Genomic DNA, 18,454 nt, shown 5'->3' with positions numbered 1-18,454 from the left:
TCGGCCGCCACGTAGGCGTCAAGGAGTAAATCCTTAACAAGATGGCAACGGTGTCATTCATTATCTAAGTGAAGGCAGGAGTCGCAGCGGGGAGGGTGCTCTCCAAAAGGGTCGAATCGCCCATCTCGCTCAGGACGAGCGCGAGCGCGCCCAGCACCTCCGCCCGGCCGCCCAGGGCCCCGGGGAGCACCGACAGCTGCCGTGCGGCGCTGGGGATGGAGTAGCGCGCGACCGAGTCGCGGATCGGCCCGAGGACCAGCTCGCCCGCCTCCGCGAGCGAACCGCCGAGCACCACCCGGCTGGGGTTGAGCAGATTGCAGAGGTTGGCCACCCCGCTGCCGATGTGCCGCCCGACGTCGCCGATCACCCGGCGGCAGCCCGGATCGCCCTCACGGGCCAGCTGGACCACCCGCTCCATGGTGAGATCGGGGCCGTGGCTGGGCCGGAGGAGCGGCAGCACGTACCGCGCGGCCGTGAACGTCTCCAGGCATCCCCGGTTGCCGCAGCGGCAGACCGGGCCCGATTCGTCGAGGGTGATGTGGCCGATCTCGCCGGCCGTGCCACCTGGGCCCCGGTAGATGTGCCCGTCGATCACCAGACCGGCGCCCACACCGCTCGCGACCTTGATGTAGGCGAGGTCCCTGACCCCCCGGCCGCTCCCCCAGACCAGCTCCCCCAGCGCCCCGAGGTTGGCGTCGTTGTCGACGTAGACCGGCACCCCGAGGCGTCCGGCCAGCTCTTCCCTGGGGTTGATGCCCGTCCAGCCCGGCAGGATCGACGTGGAGCCCAGCGTGCCGGACTCGACGTCGATCGGGCCGGGAACACCGAGGCCGACCCCGATCACCTTGCCGGGGCTGATCCCGGTCGTCTCGATCAGCCGGTTGACCAGTTGTTCCGCCCGCCCGAAGCCCTCGGCCGACGAGGCGTCCACGTCCAGCGGCTCCGACTCCTCGGCGAGCACCTGGTGGGCCAGGTTGCCGACCGCCACCCGAAGGTGCGTGTGCCCGAAATCGACGCCGATGACGATGCCAGCGTCCCCACTGAGCGAGACGCTGCGCGCGCGGCGCCCGCCCGCGGAGGTGGGGGTCACCTCGACGGTGCCGCCCTCTTTCAGTTCGCGAACGATATTGGAGACGGTGGCCGCGGAGAGGCCCGTGCTCCTGGCGATCTCCGCCTGGGTGAGTGACCCCGCCATACGTACGGCGCGCACGACCCGCTCAAGGTTGGCGCGATGCAGAGATGTCTGCGACCCCGGAGTCTCCATCGACTCTCTCACTCCTGCCATTTTCTCCAACATGTGAACTCTAAGCTGAGCGTTTTGGGGTACTCCCCGTCAAGACCTTGAGCAGTCGAAGCCTCGGATGAGCACCGGACCCTCGCACGTCGACCCCTGTGAACTCCCCCTTAAACAGACGAACCGCCCGCCGGCGAGGGTGCCGACGGGCGGTTCGGTCGTTCGGTGCGAGCGTTCGAGGAGTTACTTCACCGCTCCCGCGGTGAGGCCTGCCACCACCTGGCGCTGGAAGATGATGTAGGCCGCCAGGACCGGCAGCATCGCCATCACCAGGCCGGCGAAGAGACCGGACCAGTCGCCCTTGTAGCCCTGCCCGTTGGCCAGTTCGACCAGCCCCTGGGAGAGCACCCGGTACTTCGGATCGGTGTTCAGCACCGTGGGCAGCAGGTACTGGTTCCACTGCCCGAGGAAGTTGAAGATACCGACGCTGATCAGGCCGGGCTTCGCCATCGGCAACATCACCTGGAAGAACGTCCGGGTGTGCGAGGCCCCGTCGAGCATCGCCGCCTCCGCCACCGAACTCGGCAACGAGCGGAAGAACGAGGTGAGGAAGAAGACGGTGAACGGCAGCGAGTACGCGATGTAGACCATGATCAGTCCGTGCCGCGTGTTCAGCAGGCCCATGTTGTTCATCACGAAGAACAGCGGGACCAGCGCCAGGATGATCGGGAAGCTCATCCCGCCGATGAACAGGTAGTACACGAAGCGGTTCCCGGGGAAGTCGAACCGCGCCAGCACGTACGCCGCCATCGAGCCGAGCAGCAGGGTGCCGATGAGCGAGCCGCCCACCACCAGGATGGTGTTCAGGAAGTAGTCGCTCATATGTGCCTGACTCCAGGCACGCGACCAGTTCTCGAAGTGAAGCTTGTCCGGCAGCGCCCACGGCGTCGACAGGATCGAGTCATCTGTCTTGAACGAGGCCATGATCGCCCAGAGCAGCGGCATGACCACCAGGATCGCCCAGATGACCAGCACGCCGTGCGAGAAGACGTTGAGGACCTTGCCCTCGCTGCCCTTCTCCTTGACGCTCTTCCCCTTGGCGCCCTCCACGGGCTCCTTGGACACGGGGGCCGGTTCCTTCACCGCATCCGCGGGAGGGGTGTCTGTGGCCTTCACGTGTGCTCACCTCGTACTACTGTCGAGCCGGCCGCGGGGGCCGGGCTGTCCTGCCTGCTGGGGATCCGGGCGCCGCGCCCCGGGGAGCACGGCATCAGAACTCCAGCCGCTCGCGCCGGCCCAGTCGCATCACGATGGCGGCGAACGCCATGGTGATGATGAGCAGTCCGACACCGATCGTCGTCGCGTAGCCGGCCTGTCCGTCGCGGAAGGCCGTCTGGTAGACGTACAGCGGCAGGACGGTGGTCGAGTAGTCGGGGCCGCCGGGGCCCACGGTCATGACCTGTACGGCCGTGAACGCCTCGACCCCGAGCGCCAGGATGCCCATGTAGACCCAGCCCGACTGCACGGTGTCCCAGAGCAGCGGCAGGGTGATCCTGAAGAACGTCGTGACGCGGCTCGCCCCGTCCAGGAGCGCCGCCTCGTAGAAGTCCTTCGGGATGGAGGCCATTCCGGCGGAGAAGAGGACGACGAAGAATCCGACGGTCGACCAGATCAGCACCGACATGACGCAGATGAGCGCCAGGCTCGGATCGCCCAGCCAGTCCGGCTGAATGGAGCCGAGCCCGACTCCCTTGAGCGCCGCATTCAGCATTCCACTGCGTGGGTTGAACGCGAACTGGAACAGCAGGGCGACGATGACGATCGAAAGCACCTGCGGGAAGAAGTAGGCGATCTTGTAGAAACCCGAACCCCGCACGCCGGAGACCGCGGCGTTCTTGCGCCGCCGGCCTCCGACATTGAGCATGAAGGCGAAGAAGAGCGCGAGGCCCAGCGTCACCAGCGGCAGCAGCAGCACAAGCAGCAGGCTGTGCTGCAAGGACTTCCAGAAGATCTCGTCCTTCAGCATCCTGGTGTAGTTGTCGAAGCCGACCATCTTGAAGTCGGGACTCAGACCGGTCCAGTCCGTGAACGAATAGTAGATGGCCTGGATGAACGGCCAGATGACGAAGACCGCGTACAACACCAGTGGGACTACCAAGAACCCCACAATGAAGCGGTACTTGCCGTGCTGCATCGTTTACCGACCCCGATCTTTCCGCGGGTGCCGCCGCTGGTGACGGTTACTCACTGGTGCTTGTAGTGCTTGATGGACTGATCCTTGGCCGCGGCGTCCGCGTAGTCCTGGATCTTCTTGATGGCCTCGGCGGGCGTCAGGCGCCCGGCCATCATCTCGCCGAGACCGGCACCGATCTGCTCCTTCTGGAGCTTCACGTACCAGTCCTGCAGACGCGGGTTCACCACGTTGTCGCCGGCCTTCTTCAGCACGTCGACGCCGGACTGCATGGCCGTGGACAGGGTCAGTCCGTCGGTGCCGCCGTTGTAGGCGCTCAGCGACTTGACCTGCTTGGTGAAGTTCTTCGAGGACTCCTCGGAGAGCATGATGCGCAGCTGCTCCATGCCGCCCTCGGGGTTCTTCGCCTTGGCGGGGATGATGAAGGGCTCACCACCGGACGCCCAGATGGTGCCGAAGGGCAGCTTGTCGGACGAGTCCAGGCCGGTCGGCGCCCCGACCATCATCTTGAAGTCCTTGGGCGTGGTCGGCGCAGCCTCGTTCTCCACCCACGAACCGTTCGGGATGAAGAGGGCCTTGCCCTTGGTCCACTCGGTCTGCGACTGGATGTGGGTCAGGCCGGCGGTGCCCTTGAGGATGTATCCCTTCTGCTGCAGCTCGTAGTACGCCTCGAACGCCGACTTGACGGCCGGGTCCTTCCAGGCGTTCGGCTCCAGGTTGTCGATCTTGTCGAGAACCTCCCGGCCACCGATCTTGGCGATGAACGGGTAGAGCGAGAAGGGAAGGTAGTAGGGGTACTTACCGGCGTAGGTCCAGCCGGCGATGCCCTTCTTCTTCGCCTTCTCGCACAGGGCGAGCATGTCGTCCCAGTTCTCGGGGTACTGGGCGTCCAGACCGTCGAGCGCGGTCTGCGAGTACCAGACGCCGTACACCGTGTACGCGTAGTACATGATCCAGACCGGGTCGCCGTCGAACTGACCCATCTCCAGCACGCCGGGCCGCAGGGTGTCGCGGACCTTCTTGCCGGGGTCGTCGAAGGACGGGGCGTCCATCAGCGGCGTCAGGTCGAGCAGCTGCTTCTTGCCGACGAGGACACCCATGTCCATCTGCTCGGCGCCCGAGTTGTCGATCAGGTCCGGCGGGGTGCCACCGTTGAATCGCGGCTGGAGCTGCGACTGGATCTTCTGCGTGGCGGTGTGCTTGACCTTGGCCTTGGGGAAGGCCTTGGTGTACTGCTTCTCGGCGTCGATCGCGTACTGCTCGCCGAAGCCGCCGTTGAAGATGACCACGTCGAGACCGGCCGTGTCATTGACGCCCAGCGGGTTCTTCGCGCTGGTCTTGCCCTTCTTGACCGTGTCATCGCTGCTGCTGTCGCTACTCGCACACGCCGACAGGAAGCTCATCGTCGGGACGGTGATCAGACCGAGTGCGGCAGACCGCTTGATCACGTCGCGACGGCCAAGGCCCTCATTCTTGTGGGCGGAGGTGGATCCCATGCTCAAGTCCTCGCCTTCTACAGGACTCAGGCGGTGTTGTACCGGTCGCCCATCGATATTCGCCTCAGGCGAAGGGCCCCGCCACCGCGGTCAGTTGCGCTTGGGTGGTGCAGATTTCAGGCTAGCCATTGCAGTGGGGGGTGTAGGGGGACCGGCCAGCCGACGCACCTGTGGCGCGTCGAGTTGCCCTGCCCCCGTTGTCCCCCCTGTTCGCACAGTTGAAAAAATGCTGTGCAGACGCCGACAGGTATAGTCCACTTGCAGCCAACTGAGCAAGATCGAATGCAGGTTTGAGCGGCAGTCTTTCCCGAGTTGAGACCTCGCGGATACCTCGGCACCGCACGGCCTCCTCCGGATGTAACGATTTTCGCAATACGGTCGATTCGACTGCGGGCTTCCACCCAACACCCTTGACACCACCAGCCACTTCACTTCCTACTGGTTCTTGCGCACGCTTCTGACAACGTTGTCCAAGCGCACTTCCTCGGGAGGAATGGCTCGGCATGCAGCCCCGACACGGTTCTCGCAAGAGACAAAACAGTACGGCCGCCCTGATCGCGGCTTCACTGGTCCTGGTCGTGACAGCCCCCACCGCGGCCGCCGCACAGTCGGCCGGGTCAGGAGAAAAGGGTCATAAGCCTTCGGGCGACCGGACATTCAGTTCATCCTTCGAGGCGGACGAGAAACAGCCCGACTGGCGCAATACCGTCGAAGAAGGCTCTGACGGAAAGAAGCGGACATCCGGTATCGATGGCGGCTTCTCCGCCGGAATACCGGGCAATGTGACCGACAAGGTCACAGAGGTCCGCGCGAGCGACGAGAACACCGGCGGCGGGGAGGTGAAGGAAAACCTCGTCGACGGTGAATCCGGTACGAAATGGCTGTCCTTCAAGCCCACCGCCTGGGCCGAGTTCGATCTCTCCGAGCCGGTCAAGGTCGTCACCTACGCGCTGACCTCGGCCGACGACCACGACGAGCGGGACCCGAAGGACTGGACGCTGCAGGGCTCCGAGGACGGCAAGAGCTGGACGGACCTGGACTCCAGGACCGGCCAGACCTTCTCCGAGCGCTTCCAGACCAAGTCGTACGACTTCACGACGGACAAGGCCTACCAGCACTTCCGCCTGGACATCACGAAGAACAACGGCGCCGGTGACGCGACCCAGCTCGCCGACGTCCAGTTCTCCGACGGGGACACCTCGGCCCCGGCCCCCGACGACATGCGCAGCCAGATCGACCGCGGCCCCTCCGGCTCCCCCACCGCCAAGGCCGGCGCGGGCTTCACCGGAAAGAAGGCGCTGCGCTACGCGGGTACGCACAAGGCGGACGGCCGGGCCTACTCGTACAACAAGGTCTTCGACGTCAACACGGCCGTCACCCGGGACACCGAGCTGTCCTACCTGGTCTACCCCCAGATGGGCGAGACGGATCTGTCGTACCCGGCCACGCACGTCGCGGTGGACCTGGCGTTCACCGACGGCACCTACCTGAGCGAGCTGCGCGCCACCGACTCCAACGGCGGCCTGCTGACCCCGCAGGGCCAGGCCGACGCCAAGCGGCTGTACGTCAACCAGTGGAACAAGGTCGACGCGCGGATCGGCACCGTCGCGGCCGGCAAGACCGTCGACCGGATCCTCGTCGCGTACGACTCCCCCAAGGGTCCGTCGAAGTTCCAGGGCTGGATCGACGACGTCAAGATCGCCCCGAAGGCACCGGAGAAGCGCAGGGCGCACCTCTCGGACTACGCCTCGACCGTCCGCGGCACCAACTCCAGCGGCAGTTTCTCCCGGGGCAACAACTTCCCCGCCACCGCCGTACCCAACGGTTTCAACTTCTGGACCCCGGTGACCAACGCCGGATCGACGAGTTGGCTGTACGACTACGCGAAGGGCAACAACGAGGACAACCTGCCCACCCTCCAGGCCTTCAGCGCCAGCCATGAGCCGAGCCCCTGGATGGGCGACCGGCAGACCTTCCAGCTGATGCCGTCGGCCGCGTCCGGCACCCCGGACGCCTCGCGCACGGCACGCGCACTGCCGTTCAGGCACGAGAACGAGACGGCGCGGCCGCACTACTACGGGGTCACGTTCGAGAACGGCCTCAAGGCCGAGGTGACGCCGACCGACCACGCGGCGCGGATGCGGTTCACGTATCCGGGCAAGGACGCGAGCATGGTCTTCGACAACGTCTCCAACGACGGCGGGCTCACCCTCGATCCGGGCACCAGCTCCTTCACGGGCTTCTCCGACGTGAAGAGCGGCGGCTCGACCGGTGCCACCCGGCTCTTCGTGTACGGCGTCTTCGACGCCCCCGTCACCGGCAGCGGGAAGCTCTCCGGCGGCGGTGGCGACGACGTGACCGGCTACCTCCGCTTCGACGCGGGCAAGGACCGTACCGTCAACCTGCGCCTGGCCACCTCGCTGATCAGCATCGACCAGGCGAAGCAGAACCTGGCCGCGGAGATCCCCGCCTCGCGCTCCTTCGGCCGGGTCGAGGACAAGGCCCAGGACGCCTGGGACGACCTGCTGGGCAAGGTGGAGGTCGAGGGCGCGACCGCCGACCAGCTGACCACGCTGTACTCCAGCATGTACCGGCTGTACCTCTACCCGAACTCGGGCTCGGAGAAGGTCGGCGGCAAGGACAAGTACGCCTCGCCGTTCTCACCGCAGGTCGGCTCCGACACCCCGACCCACACCGGCGCCAAGATCGTCGACGGCAAGGTGTACGTCAACAACGGCTTCTGGGACACCTACCGGACGACGTGGCCGGCGTACTCCTTCCTCACACCGAAGAAGGCCGGCGAGATGGTGGACGGCTTCGTCCAGCAGTACAAGGACGGCGGCTGGATCTCCCGCTGGTCCTCGCCCGGCTACTCGGACCTGATGACCGGCACCTCGTCGGACGTCGCGTTCGCCGACGCGTACGTCAAGGGCGTGAAGTTCGACGCCGAGGCGGCGTACGACGCGGCCCTGAAGAACGCCACGGTCGTCCCGCCGACCTCGGGCGTCGGACGCAAGGGCATGGAGACCTCTCCGTTCGTCGGGTACGCGAACACCGACACGCACGAGGGCCTCTCCTGGTCGCTGGAGGGCTACGTCAACGACTACGGCATCGCGCAGATGGGCCAGGCGCTCTACGAGAAGACGCACAAGCAGCGCTACAAGGACGAGTCCGAGTACTTCATGAACCGGGCCCGCAGCTACGTCCAGCTCTTCGACGACAAGGCCGGCTTCTTCCAGGGCAAGAACGCCAAGGGTGACTGGCGGCTGCCGTCCGACCAGTACGACCCGCGGGTCTGGGGCTACGACTACACCGAGACCAACGGCTGGGGCTACGCCTTCACCGCCCCGCAGGACAGCAAGGGCCTCGCCAACCTGTACGGCGGCCGGGACGGTCTGGCCAAGAAGCTGGACACGTACTTCTCCACCCCCGAGACGGCGGGCCCGGAGTTCGTCGGCAGTTACGGCGGCGTCATCCACGAGATGACGGAGGCCCGTGACGTACGGATGGGCCAGTACGGCCACAGCAACCAGGTGGCGCACCACGTCGCGTACATGTACGACGCGGCGTCGCAGCCCTCCAAGACGCAGGAGAAGGTCCGCGAGGTCCTGAGCCGCCTGTACACGGGCAGCGAGATCGGCCAGGGCTACCACGGCGACGAGGACAACGGCGAGCAGTCGGCCTGGTACCTCTTCTCCTCGCTGGGCTTCTACCCGCTGGTCATGGGCAGCGGCGAGTACGCGATCGGCTCCCCGCTGTTCACCAAGACCACGGTGCACCTGGAGAACGGCCGCGACCTGGTCGTCAGGGCGCCGAAGAACAGCGCGAAGAACATCTACGTCCAGGGCCTGAAGGTCAACGGCAAGAAGTGGACCTCCACCTCGCTGCCGCACGACCTGCTGGCCAAGGGCGGCGTGCTGGACTTCGACATGGGCTCCAAGCCGTCGGCCTGGGGCACCGGCAAGGACGCCGCCCCGGTCTCCATCACCAAGGACGACAAGGTCCCGTCACCGAGGAAGGACGTGCTGAAGGGCTCGGGCGCCCTGTTCGACGACACCTCGGCGACCTCCGCCCAGGTCGAGTCGGTGGAGCTGCCGGCCCCCGCCGGCACGAAGGCGGTCCAGTACACGCTGACCTCGGCGACGGCCGCGAAGGCCCCCACGGGCTGGGTCCTGCAAGGCTCGGCGGACGGCACCTCCTGGAAGGACCTCGACAAGCGGTCCGGCCAGACCTTCGCCTGGGACAAGCAGACGCGGGCGTTCTCGGTGCGGGTGCCGAAGGCGTACGCGAAGTACCGGCTGGTGAGCGCGTCGGCGGCGACGCTGGCGGAGATCGAGCTGATCTCCTGAGTCACCCGCCGACCGCATGAGGACGGGCCGCCCGCACACCGGGCGGCCCGTTCCCGTCTGTGCGGCCGGCCGTCGTGCCCCGGGCCGCGCGGAGGCGGTCTAACGGCCGGCCCTGTCCCGCAGGGCCTGTTCCACTGCCTGGCGCACCCGCTCCTCCTCACGCAGTGCGCGGCGCGAGCGCGCCCGCCGCCGCAGCACGAAAGCCGCCGCGGCCGCGCCCAGGACGAGGACCAGGAGCAGCAGGAGGGTCCAGGGGACCGCCCAGCCGTGGGCGGTGGCCCGGACGGGGTCGAGGGCGGTGGTGGAGCCGGCGGCGTCGGTGATGAGCGGGGTGACCGCGACGGTGGCCGTGAGCCGGAGGGCCGGGGTGACGTCGTGGACGGGGACGGTGACCTTCCAGCGCTCGCCGGGCAGCAGTTCGGGCGGCGCGGCGACGGTGCCGGCCTCGGTGCTCAGCGTCCCGAAGGGGCCGTTGAGGGTGACCTTCTGGGTGCCGGAGAGCAGCGCGTTGCCGGTGTTGTGGAGGTGGTAGGTCACCGTGGCGTCGCCCCGGGCGAACGGGGCGGCGGAGCCCCGGTAGTCGACGTGCACGTCCTCGACGGCGAGTGCGGGCCGCAGGGCGCCGCTGACGCGCAGCTTGATCCGGATGCCGAGGCGCCGGTCGACGGCGATGCCCTCCGCGTCGTCGGACTGCTTGAGCGACGTCAGGATGCCGCCCACGTAGTCGCCGGGGGTCGCGTTGTCCGGGACCTTGACGGTGAAGGGGATCTCGGCGCTCTTCCCCGGGGCGATCCGGACGTTCTTCCGGCCGGCCCGGACCCAGGAGCCGATGGAGCGGGACTTCTTCCCCTCGGTGAGGAGGTCGAGCTGGCCCTTCTCCGTCGTGAAGCCGTCGGCGGCGTAGACGGCGAGGTTCAACGGGTCGGTGCCGTGGTTGGCCACGACGAGGGCATCCTCGGTCTCACCGCCGGGGTTGACGGTGTAGCCGAAGCTCGACCGGTCCTCCCCGTAGTCGTTGGCGGCGGTCCGGACCGTCCACGTGACGTCGCCCTCGGCCGCCCGCGCCGGGCCGGTGGTGGTGGCGAACGCCAGGGCCGCGAGGAGGAAGAGGAGGGCGGTGCGGACGGCGGCGGTGCGGCGAGGTGGTGCCACTGCGTGCATGGGGTCTCTCTCGGAACGGCGGCGTGGCAGGCTGCGGCGTACCGGAGCCTGCCACGCCGGTGGAGCGGGGAGGGTCAGCTGCTCAGCGCGGTGATGGTGAGGGTGGCGCGGTAGCCGCCCTTCTGGACGGAGTCCGGGATCTTCAGATCGAGGTCGGCGCCCAGCCTGGCCGTGCCGCGGGCGTGGCCCTGGGGTGCGGAGCCGAGGCCGCGGGAGAGGGCCAGGCCGTCACCCTTGCCGCCGTAGCCGGAGGGGACAGAGGCACCGGCCTTGGCCCCGGCGCCCTGGTCGAGGAGGTACGGCGACCAGCCGAGGTAGGAGCCCTCGAACGTCTTGTCGGCGTCCTTGAACGCGCTCACGCCGGCCGATACCGCCCACGGGGAGAGCGAGCGGCGGGTGTCCGACACGAGGATCGGGTTGATCTTGCCGGAGGCGGTGAAGTGGTCGCCGTTCTCCTCCTTGGCCGTGCCGAGGTCCACCAGGCCGTTGTAGCCGTCGATGGTCCAGCCGAACTCGCCCGGAGCCGGCTTCGGCACGTTCACCTGGAGCGACTGGCCGTCACCGTTGTACGGGTGGACGCTCACCTTGTCGACGACCGAGCCGACCGGCTGGGCGGCGGTGGTGTTCTTGCACCAGTCACCCTGGGAGACCTGGGAGTTGGGCGCGGCACAGCTGCCGCTGCGGATGTTCTCCACGACGAGCTTCTCGTCCCGGACCTGGACCTTGACGTAGCTGCGGACGTGCTCCTGGTTCTGGACGGAGTTGTACCAGTAGCTGTCCGGGTTCAGCGGGTCGGCGCCGTTGCCCGCGCCGCTGGTGCCGCTGGAGTCGGGCGGGGTGATGTCGTAGTACTTCGAGCCCGAGGCCGAGTTGGCCGTGACGTAGAGGACACCGCCGGGGCCGGGGTAGACGTCGGCCGCGCCGGGCTGCTCTGCGGGGTCGGCCTTCTCACCGTTCTTGATGAGGTAGCTGCGGGAGTAGCTGTGGTCGTGGCCCTGGAGGACCATGTCGACGCCCAGCTTGGAGAAGGTCGTCGGGAAGTCGACCCGGCGGGCCTTGTTGTCCTTGTCCTTGGCGTGCGAGGCCGGCGAGTAGATCGAGTGGTGGTAGACGAGCACCTTCCACTTGGCTTCCGAGCCGTGCTCGTTGATGACGTCCGTGACGTACTTGGTGTGCGCCTCGTCGCCCCCGCCGCCCTGGGAGGTGGCGTAGCTGTTGCTGTTGAGGTCGATGAACAGCACATCCTTGTAGATGTACCAGTAGTTGCCGCCCGAGGTGTCGGACGCCGGGTTGCCGTTGGCGTACAGCGCACCGGAGTTGTCCGTGTTCGGCGTCGAGAAGTGCTGCTCGTACGCCTTGCCGCCGACGTCGTGGTTGCCGATGGTGGCGGCCCACGGGTACTGGCGCAGCTGGTCGGGCGCCAGGAAGGAGTTCCACTGGGACTCGTTGTTGGCGCTCTCGACCTGGTCGCCGCCGGAGACCAGGATCTCGGCCTTCGGGTTGGCCTTGGTGGCCACGTCGAGGGTGTCCTGCCAGCCGGCCTGGTCCTGCGCCAGGTCCCCGGAGGAGCCTATCTGCGGGTCGCCGAGGAAAAGGAAGTCGTACTCGCCCTCGAAGTCCTGGGTCGTGAAGGAGTACGCCTTGGACCAGTTGCCCTCGGCCCCGACGCGGTAGGAGTAAGCGGTGTTCTCCTTGAGGCCGGTGAGCGTGGCGCTGCGGTTGTAGCCGCCGCTGGCGGCGATGTTCTTGGCGCCCAGGGCGTCGAAGCCGGCTGCGTCGGCGGGGAACTCGCCGCCGGTGAGCTTCGCGGTGGGGGCGAGCTGGACCTTCTGGGCGGTGTCGGCGGAGGAGTACCAGCTGACGGTGCGCTGGGTCTCGTTGGCGCCGACGCCCAGGACGATCCCGGAGAGCGTGGAGGTTTCGGCCGCGGCCGCGGGTGCGGCCTGTCCGCCCGTGAAGGCCACGGCCAGACCGAGGAGGGCGGCGGTGGCGCCGGTGGCCACCCGGTGCCGCACAGGCCCTCGGGCCCGCTGGGAAGCGTTCGTTCTCATGAAGTATCGATTCTTTTGTGTTCAAACGGTGGGCATGAAGTGCACACACGAAGGAGGGCACCACGTTCTCCGCACCGGGTGAACGGCGTGCGAAGGTGATCCGGGCGGCGGCTGAACATCACCGCTGACCTGGGGTTTCTACGAGCCGGTCACGCGCTGCACGAACCAGGCGAGGCCCATGGCGGCCACTCCCGCCGACAGCGCTCCGGTGACCCACCGGGCGGCCCGCGGCGAGCGCCGTCCGAGCAGCAGGAGGAGCGGGAACAGCACGGCGATGAAGCCGAGTTGGACGGCCTCGATGCCGATGTTGAACACCAGCAGGGACCACAGCAGGGTCCATGACCACGAGGCCTCGATGCCGAGTGCGCCCGCGAAGCCGAGCCCGTGCACGAGGCCGAAGCAGAACACGACGCCGAGCCGGGTCCACCCGGCCCGGTCCAGGGCGAACCGGCTCTCGCCCGGCGCCCGGAGTTCCATGACCCGGGCGCCGTCCCCTCTCAGGCGCCACAGGTGCCAGCCCGCGACCACGGCGATGGACAGCGCGATGACGGGCTCCACCAGCCCGGCGGGGACGTCGACGAGCCCCAGGGCGGCCAGCAGGAACGTCACCGAGTGGGCGAGGGTGAACGCGGTCGCGGCCAGGACGATTTCGCGGGGCCGCCGGGATCCGGCGATGAGGGCGAGCAGGAACAGGATGTGGTCGGTGCCCGTCAGCAGGTGCTCGGCGCCGAGGCGGAAGAACTCCCAGAAGCGCTCCGGCCAGGACTGGCTGATCGGGAAGGACGGGTGCCCGCTGTCGAGGGCGGCGCTGCCGGTGAGGCCGTCGACGTCGTAGGTGACGATCGTCTTGGTTCCCTTGACGTAGCCCTCCGGGTCGGGGAAGAGGGTGCTGCGGATCTCGTGGTCGCCGGTGCCGTGTCCGGCACAGGTCCAGTCGAGCGCGAGCAGCGCGTAGGGGACGTCCTCCTCTGTGCCCATCCGGAATCCGCCGACGGGGGCGGGCTCGCAGCCGGCGCCCCCCGTGGCGACCGAGAAGCGCCGGGTGACGTAGTCGACGACGGTCTCGCGGTGGGCGTCGAGGGCCGCGGCGCGGGCGCGGGCGTCCCCGTTCTCGAACGCGTCGGTTCCGGCGCGGAAGAGGGGGTCGTCGGAGCCGGCGTCGGCGGCCGAGACGACGAGCAGGTCGTACTCCAGCTTCAGTTCGGTCCGCAGCGGCCCGTCACCGTCGGCGGTGACGTGCGCGTACACGACGGAGGTGAAGCCATGGGCGGCGGCGGGCCCGACGAGGCCGAGGAAGAGGAAGGCCGCCGCGGCGAGAACGAGCAGCAGGCGGCGGACATGGTGCGACATGAGTCTCCTTGGGGGTTGCCCGTGCACCGTGCTGGTCGCGGATGAACCGAGGCCGACCGATCGGCAAACCATGAGAAAACAAATGTTCGATGCGGGTCGGAACGGTGGAGATCGTGTGGAACGGACACGCAGGATGGGGGAAATACCGCTCCGCACCGGCCCCGTCCCGCTCCTCGCCGGGCAGCCGTCACGTTCCCTCCCGGAGGACGATCGCCTTGCACCGCCCGCCCCTTGCCGCCGTCCTGGTGGTGGCCGCCGCCCTGCTCACCGGATGCGCTTCGGGTGACGACTGGTCACAGCGGCGCCCCAGCCCCTCCGCCGTCGGCGCGCTGGGTGCGGGCTTCACCGAACCGGGCAGGTCCCCCGCACCGGAGTCGACGCTCACACCGAGCCCGGGTTCGTGGTCCGGGGTCCGGCCCTCGCCCGGCTTCCGCGTCGTCCTGCTCAGTGCGGGCGGCGACCGTCCGGCGAAGACCCTGGCGAAGGCGGTGAAGGAGTGGGCGAAGGACGCGGACGTCGACCTGCGCACCGTGACCGCGTCCGGCGACGCCGACCTCCTGCCCGCCGTCACCCGGGCGATGGAGATGCACCCGGACCTCATCGTCAGCGCGGGCAACGACCTCATCGATCCCCTGACGACGGTCAGCCCGAGCCATCTCACCCAGGAGTTCCTGGTCGTGGGGGCGGAACTCGCCGAACCCACCCAGAACGTGACGGCGGTCGACTGGTCGGGGGCCTCGTTCCGCGGGGAGGGGCTCGGCATGTCCTCGACGTACGACCCCGCCTCGTTCACCGATGCCCGCTGCGCGGCCGCCGTCCGGGCCGGCGCCGCCGCGGTACTGACGGGGCACACCGGGATCGTGGTCTGGCTGGACGAGTTCTAGGGCCTGTACTGGGTTGTCCCGCGGAAGGAGGCGCGGGGCTGGGTGCGTGCGATCACAAGGCGCCGAAACGCTCTTGTAGCGGAGCCACCAGGGCGTTTCGGCAACGCTGCGAGCGTGCGTGCCCAGCCCCGTGACGCCGCGGGACAACCCATACAGGCCTTAAGGACACGTCTCCTTCGTCCGGGCACCGCCACTGACCCGCCCCTGCCGAGGGAGCGCTGCACGGACGGCCGGTACCTCCCCACGAGATGCCGGCCGTCCGCGTCCTCACCCCACCGTGCAGGCGAGTTCGGTGGCGGGATCGGGGTCACCGCCGGCGGAGACGTACCCGAAGGTCGTGGACTCCCCCGGGTCGAGCGATCCGTTCCAGTCCACGTTGTGGACCATCACGTCCTGGCCCTGGACCGTCATCGCACCGCTCCAGAGGCTGTCCACGCGCTGCCCGTCCGGCTGGGTCCAGCCGACCATCCAGCCGAGCATCGGGACGTCACCGGTGTTGGTGACGGTCACCTGCGACTGGTAACCGCCGCTCCAGCTGCCGGTGGTTGCGAGCGTCGCGGCGCACAGGCCGGGCGGCGGTTCGGTCGGGATCGTCGGGTCCTTGACCCCGGTCACCTCACCGTTGCCCCCGTCGAAGACCACGTCCGAGCAGGAGTAGAACGTCTCCTGGCTGTCGGAGCGCTCCCACACCATGTAAATGATGTTGCGTCCGTCCTTGCCGGCCGGAAGCGTCCCGGACCAGGAGTAGTTGGCCTCCACCGTCCCCGGACTCCCGTTCAGCGGCGGGTGATCGACGTCCAGGAAGGGCGTCTCCTCCATGTCGTCCCAGGTCAGCGGCTGCGTCGGGTCGTAGCCGTCCTTGGTGATGTAGACGTGGAACGAACCGGGGTGCGCCGCCCAGGCGTTGTACGCGAAGTCGACGGTCGCGCCCGAGGTCAGATGGGTCAGCGGCCAGTCGGCGCTGGGCGTGTTGAAGCCGGTGAAGTTGGGGTTCCCGCCGCTGCACAGCTCACCGTCCGGGACGAAGCCGCGGGTGCGGCCCGCGCCGTCGGAGCGGAGCACGGAGAACCAGTTGTAGAACGGCGTGGTCCCGCTCTGCTGCGCGGCGGCCCGGCAGGCGGGGTTGACCGGCTTGATCTCCCCCGTGTCGGTGAGCGCGTCCTGCCAGCACAGGAAGGTGCGGCTGGCGGGCTTCATCGGCGTGCCGTGGGCCTCGGCCCGGCCGCCGGAGGTGACGACGACCAGCCCGAGGGCGGGGAGGGTCGTGAGGAGGGCGAGGAGGGTGAGGAGCAGGGCTCGGGGCCGGGTGGAGGCCAGTAATCGGTGGATCACGAGGTACGTCCCTTCGCTGCTGTCGTCCGGGGGATTGGCGGAACAACGTTCGGGTCGTGCGGTGTCGTGCTGACGGTCCGTCGCTCTGTCGCTCTGTCGCTCGACCGCTTGGGAGCGCTCCCATTGTTCGGGGAGGCTAGCGCTCCGGTGCGGGGCTGTAAACGCCTCCGGCCCGATTTCCGGCGGTCACGCCTACGGGTGACCGCCGGTCGCCGTCAGGCCCTTTCCGCGATGTCCGGACCGGCCGTGGGCAACAGGCTCTCCGGCAGGGTCACGTTCCACGCCGTGATGACCGGCTGGCCGTGCTCCCGGCCGAGCCGGGACACCGCCCCGGTGGCGAGCTGGAACAGCGTGCCCTCGGCCGGGGTCAGGCCGAGGTAGCGTGCGGTCAGGACGCGCAGGAAGTGGGAGTGGGCGACGAGCACGATGTCGCCGCCGCCGGCCCGTTCGGCCGCTTCCCCGACCTTCGCCAGCACCCGGTCGGCCCGCTCCCCCACCTCCGCGGGGGTCTCCCCGGGGTGTGCGTCGGGGCCTGCGGTGACGCCGTCCGTCCAGAGGTTCCAGCCGGGGCGGGTGAGGTGGATGTCGTGGGTGGTGATGCCCTCGTAGCCGCCGTAGTCCCACTCGCGCAGCTCGGGGGTGATCCGGGGCGCGGCGAGCCCGGCGAGTTCGGCGGTGCGCCGGGCCCGCACCGAAGGGCTGACCATGGTGAGGGCGATGTCACGGTCCGCGAGCAGCGAGGCGAGGGCGCGGGCCTGGCGTTCACCGAGGGGGGTCAGGGGCAGGTCGGTGTGGCTCGTGTGCTGCCCGTTGCGGGACCACTCGGTCTCGCCGTGCCGGATCAGGATCAACTCGCCCATGTGAAGGCCATCCGCTCTCTGTGCCGTTACCGCTCACGTGATTGTCGATGGTGCGAACCCGCTGTTCCACGATCGCATTCCGGCCGTGGCGGGGCGGTCGGGCGCGCCCGGGGGCGACCGGATGCGGCTGCCCGCGGTGGGTGGGAACCGCCTGTCCGCCCCGTTCCGAACCACCGAAGGGGGCTGTCGCCGCAGACCCCGTTGACCGAGGGTGGTCAAGGCGTGAGATTCTCGCCCCTGTCGGAATCAGCGGCGTACGAGGAATGGTGTGCGGTGGCCCGCTCGGACGTGACCCGAGACCTGCAAGTCGAGGAGACCTGCTCCGATCCGGCCTTGTGGACGGCGGACTTCCGGCGGTTCTTCACCGCCCGCACGACTTCCCTGCTGGGCGACGCGATGCTTCCCGTCGCGATCACCGCGGCCGTGATCCGGGCCGGGTACGGGACGAGTGGCGTGGGTTACGCGCTCGCCGCGCTGGTGGCTCCGTTCGCGGCACTGATCATCTTCGGCGGGGTGATGTCCGACCGCCTGGGTGCCCGGCGGCTGATGGTCGTTTCCGACACGGCCCGGTTGTGCTCGCAGGGACTCCTCGCGCTTCTGTTCCTGCTCGGCACGCCGCGGTTGTGGCAGATCCTGGTGCTGCTGGCGCTGATCGGGGCGGGCAGTGCGCTCTTCCAGCCGGGAGTCGCCAGCATCACGCCTCTCATCGCCCGGGACGTGCAGAAGGCCAACGCCACCCTTCGCGTCTCGGAGTCCATCACCGTCGTCATCGGACCGTCGCTGGCCGGCCTGCTGCTGGCGGTCTCCTCGCCCGCCGCGGTGGTCGCCCTCGACGCGCTGACCTACGCGGCCAGCGGTGCTTGCCTGCTCCGGCTCCGCTCGGTCCCGATGGGCCCGGCCGAGCGGGCCGGTGAACCCTCGTTCCGGGCCGATCTGGTGGAGGGATGGAGGGAGTTCAGGTCCAGGACCTGGCTGTGGAGTGTCATCGTCGTCTTCATGCTCTGGCAGCTGGCCGGAGCCGGCCCCACCACGACCCTCGGCAACAGCATGCTCGTCACCGACTACGGAGCGTCTGCCTTCGGGCTGGTCATGTCGTCCCTCGGGGCGGGAAGCGTACTGGGCGGGCTCGTCGCGATCAGACTCCGCCCGCGGTATCCGCTGCGGGCCGGAGCCCTCTCGATGATCCTCTGGGTACTCATGCCACTGGGTGTCGCCCTCGACCTCCCCGCCCCGCTCATCGCCGGGTGCTACGGGGTGAGCGGCATCGGCATGGCGTTCTGGATCGTCATGTTCCACACGAGTGTGCAGACCCACATCCCGCAGGACGTCCTCGGCAGGGTGCACGCGTACGACGCGGCCGGCTCGCTGGTGATGAAGCCGGTCGGGCAGGCGGCGGCCGGACCGCTCGCGCTCGTCGTGGGGGCCGGACCGCTGCTGTTCGTGTCCGCGTCCATGGCGATCGTCGCCTGCGTCCTGCTGCTGGCGATCCCGGCCGTGCGCGGTCTGAAGCGGGTGGAGCAATAGGGCGTGCCGTCAGACCACGGCG

Annotated in this window: 12 protein-coding genes; 3 read left to right on the top strand and 9 right to left on the bottom strand. The window is 68.6% G+C overall.

Annotation, left to right across the window (positions count from 1 at the left end; translation table 11 throughout):
• Positions 1 to 64 precede the first annotated feature (64 nt).
• The 4 genes from ACIO3R_RS35160 to ngcE form a co-directional block, all read right to left on the bottom strand.
• The gene (locus ACIO3R_RS35160) at positions 65 to 1,264 is read right to left on the bottom strand and encodes an ROK family protein (protein WP_385036646.1); all 1,200 of its coding nucleotides are present in this window, start codon (positions 1,262 to 1,264) and stop codon (positions 65 to 67) included.
• A 213-nt stretch (positions 1,265 to 1,477) separates the two neighbouring features.
• The gene (locus tag ACIO3R_RS35155; RefSeq protein ID WP_385036642.1) at positions 1,478 to 2,410 is read right to left on the bottom strand and encodes a carbohydrate ABC transporter permease; all 933 of its coding nucleotides are present in this window, start codon (positions 2,408 to 2,410) and stop codon (positions 1,478 to 1,480) included.
• Positions 2,411 to 2,504: 94 nt separating this feature from the next.
• The gene (locus tag ACIO3R_RS35150) at positions 2,505 to 3,428 is read right to left on the bottom strand and encodes a carbohydrate ABC transporter permease (RefSeq protein ID WP_385036640.1); all 924 of its coding nucleotides are present in this window, start codon (positions 3,426 to 3,428) and stop codon (positions 2,505 to 2,507) included.
• Positions 3,429 to 3,478: 50 nt separating this feature from the next.
• On the bottom strand, positions 3,479 to 4,921 hold the full coding sequence (ngcE, locus tag ACIO3R_RS35145; RefSeq protein ID WP_385036638.1) for an N-acetylglucosamine/diacetylchitobiose ABC transporter substrate-binding protein: 1,443 nt from the start codon (positions 4,919 to 4,921) through the stop codon (positions 3,479 to 3,481).
• A 503-nt stretch (positions 4,922 to 5,424) separates the two neighbouring features.
• Here ngcE and ACIO3R_RS35140 point away from each other — a divergent pair.
• On the top strand, positions 5,425 to 9,270 hold the full coding sequence (locus ACIO3R_RS35140) for a GH92 family glycosyl hydrolase (protein WP_402111065.1): 3,846 nt from the start codon (positions 5,425 to 5,427) through the stop codon (positions 9,268 to 9,270).
• A gap of 99 nt (positions 9,271 to 9,369) precedes the next feature.
• Here ACIO3R_RS35140 and ACIO3R_RS35135 read toward each other — a convergent pair whose 3' ends face one another.
• The 3 genes from ACIO3R_RS35135 to ACIO3R_RS35125 all read right to left on the bottom strand — a co-directional run bounded on the left by ACIO3R_RS35135 (position 9,370) and on the right by ACIO3R_RS35125 (position 13,832).
• On the bottom strand, positions 9,370 to 10,431 hold the full coding sequence (locus ACIO3R_RS35135; protein ID WP_402111064.1) for a WxL protein peptidoglycan domain-containing protein: 1,062 nt from the start codon (positions 10,429 to 10,431) through the stop codon (positions 9,370 to 9,372).
• 74 nt (positions 10,432 to 10,505) lie between these two features.
• The gene (locus tag ACIO3R_RS35130) at positions 10,506 to 12,482 is read right to left on the bottom strand and encodes a fibronectin type III domain-containing protein (protein ID WP_402111063.1); all 1,977 of its coding nucleotides are present in this window, start codon (positions 12,480 to 12,482) and stop codon (positions 10,506 to 10,508) included.
• A 138-nt stretch (positions 12,483 to 12,620) separates the two neighbouring features.
• Positions 12,621 to 13,832 carry a HupE/UreJ family protein gene (locus tag ACIO3R_RS35125; RefSeq protein ID WP_402111061.1) on the bottom strand — a complete coding sequence of 404 codons (1,212 nt, stop codon included), beginning with the start codon at positions 13,830 to 13,832 and terminating at the stop codon, positions 12,621 to 12,623.
• A 215-nt stretch (positions 13,833 to 14,047) separates the two neighbouring features.
• Here ACIO3R_RS35125 and ACIO3R_RS35120 point away from each other — a divergent pair, with 215 nt between their 5' ends.
• Positions 14,048 to 14,716, top strand: a complete 669-nt coding sequence (locus ACIO3R_RS35120) for a hypothetical protein (protein WP_402111059.1) — start codon at positions 14,048 to 14,050, stop codon at positions 14,714 to 14,716.
• A gap of 267 nt (positions 14,717 to 14,983) precedes the next feature.
• On the opposite strand, the gene ACIO3R_RS35115 is transcribed toward ACIO3R_RS35120, so the two are convergent.
• Together ACIO3R_RS35115 and ACIO3R_RS35110 are read right to left on the bottom strand one after the other, a co-directional pair.
• Positions 14,984 to 16,045: a lytic polysaccharide monooxygenase gene (locus ACIO3R_RS35115; protein WP_402111124.1), complete on the bottom strand. Its 1,062-nt coding sequence runs from the start codon at positions 16,043 to 16,045 to the stop codon at positions 14,984 to 14,986.
• A gap of 218 nt (positions 16,046 to 16,263) precedes the next feature.
• Positions 16,264 to 16,908: a histidine phosphatase family protein gene (locus ACIO3R_RS35110; protein ID WP_402111057.1), complete on the bottom strand. Its 645-nt coding sequence runs from the start codon at positions 16,906 to 16,908 to the stop codon at positions 16,264 to 16,266.
• 273 nt (positions 16,909 to 17,181) lie between these two features.
• On the opposite strand from ACIO3R_RS35110, the gene ACIO3R_RS35105 reads away from it, so the two are divergent.
• On the top strand, positions 17,182 to 18,432 hold the full coding sequence (locus ACIO3R_RS35105; protein WP_402111123.1) for an MFS transporter: 1,251 nt from the start codon (positions 17,182 to 17,184) through the stop codon (positions 18,430 to 18,432).
• Positions 18,433 to 18,454 lie beyond the last annotated feature (22 nt).

It is taken from the genome of Streptomyces sp. NPDC087428 (genome assembly GCF_044744085.1).
Lineage (GTDB): Bacteria > Actinomycetota > Actinomycetes > Streptomycetales > Streptomycetaceae > Streptomyces.
The sequence above is the reverse complement of the archived record's forward strand: the minus strand, read 5'-3'. Positions and strand labels throughout refer to the sequence as shown.

Excerpts from the sequence above, each read along its gene's own strand:
- ACIO3R_RS35160 (WP_385036646.1), bottom strand. The coding sequence starts at position 1,264 with ATGGAGACTCCGGGGTCGCAGACATCTCTGCATCGCGCCAACCTTGAG.
- ACIO3R_RS35150 (WP_385036640.1), bottom strand. The coding sequence starts at position 3,428 with ATGCAGCACGGCAAGTACCGCTTCATTGTGGGGTTCTTGGTAGTCCCA.
- ngcE (WP_385036638.1), bottom strand. The coding sequence starts at position 4,921 with ATGGGATCCACCTCCGCCCACAAGAATGAGGGCCTTGGCCGTCGCGAC.
- ACIO3R_RS35140 (WP_402111065.1), top strand. The coding sequence starts at position 5,425 with ATGCAGCCCCGACACGGTTCTCGCAAGAGACAAAACAGTACGGCCGCC.
- ACIO3R_RS35135 (WP_402111064.1), bottom strand. The coding sequence starts at position 10,431 with ATGCACGCAGTGGCACCACCTCGCCGCACCGCCGCCGTCCGCACCGCC.
- ACIO3R_RS35130 (WP_402111063.1), bottom strand. The coding sequence starts at position 12,482 with ATGAGAACGAACGCTTCCCAGCGGGCCCGAGGGCCTGTGCGGCACCGG.
- ACIO3R_RS35125 (WP_402111061.1), bottom strand. The coding sequence starts at position 13,832 with ATGTCGCACCATGTCCGCCGCCTGCTGCTCGTTCTCGCCGCGGCGGCC.
- ACIO3R_RS35110 (WP_402111057.1), bottom strand. The coding sequence starts at position 16,908 with ATGGGCGAGTTGATCCTGATCCGGCACGGCGAGACCGAGTGGTCCCGC.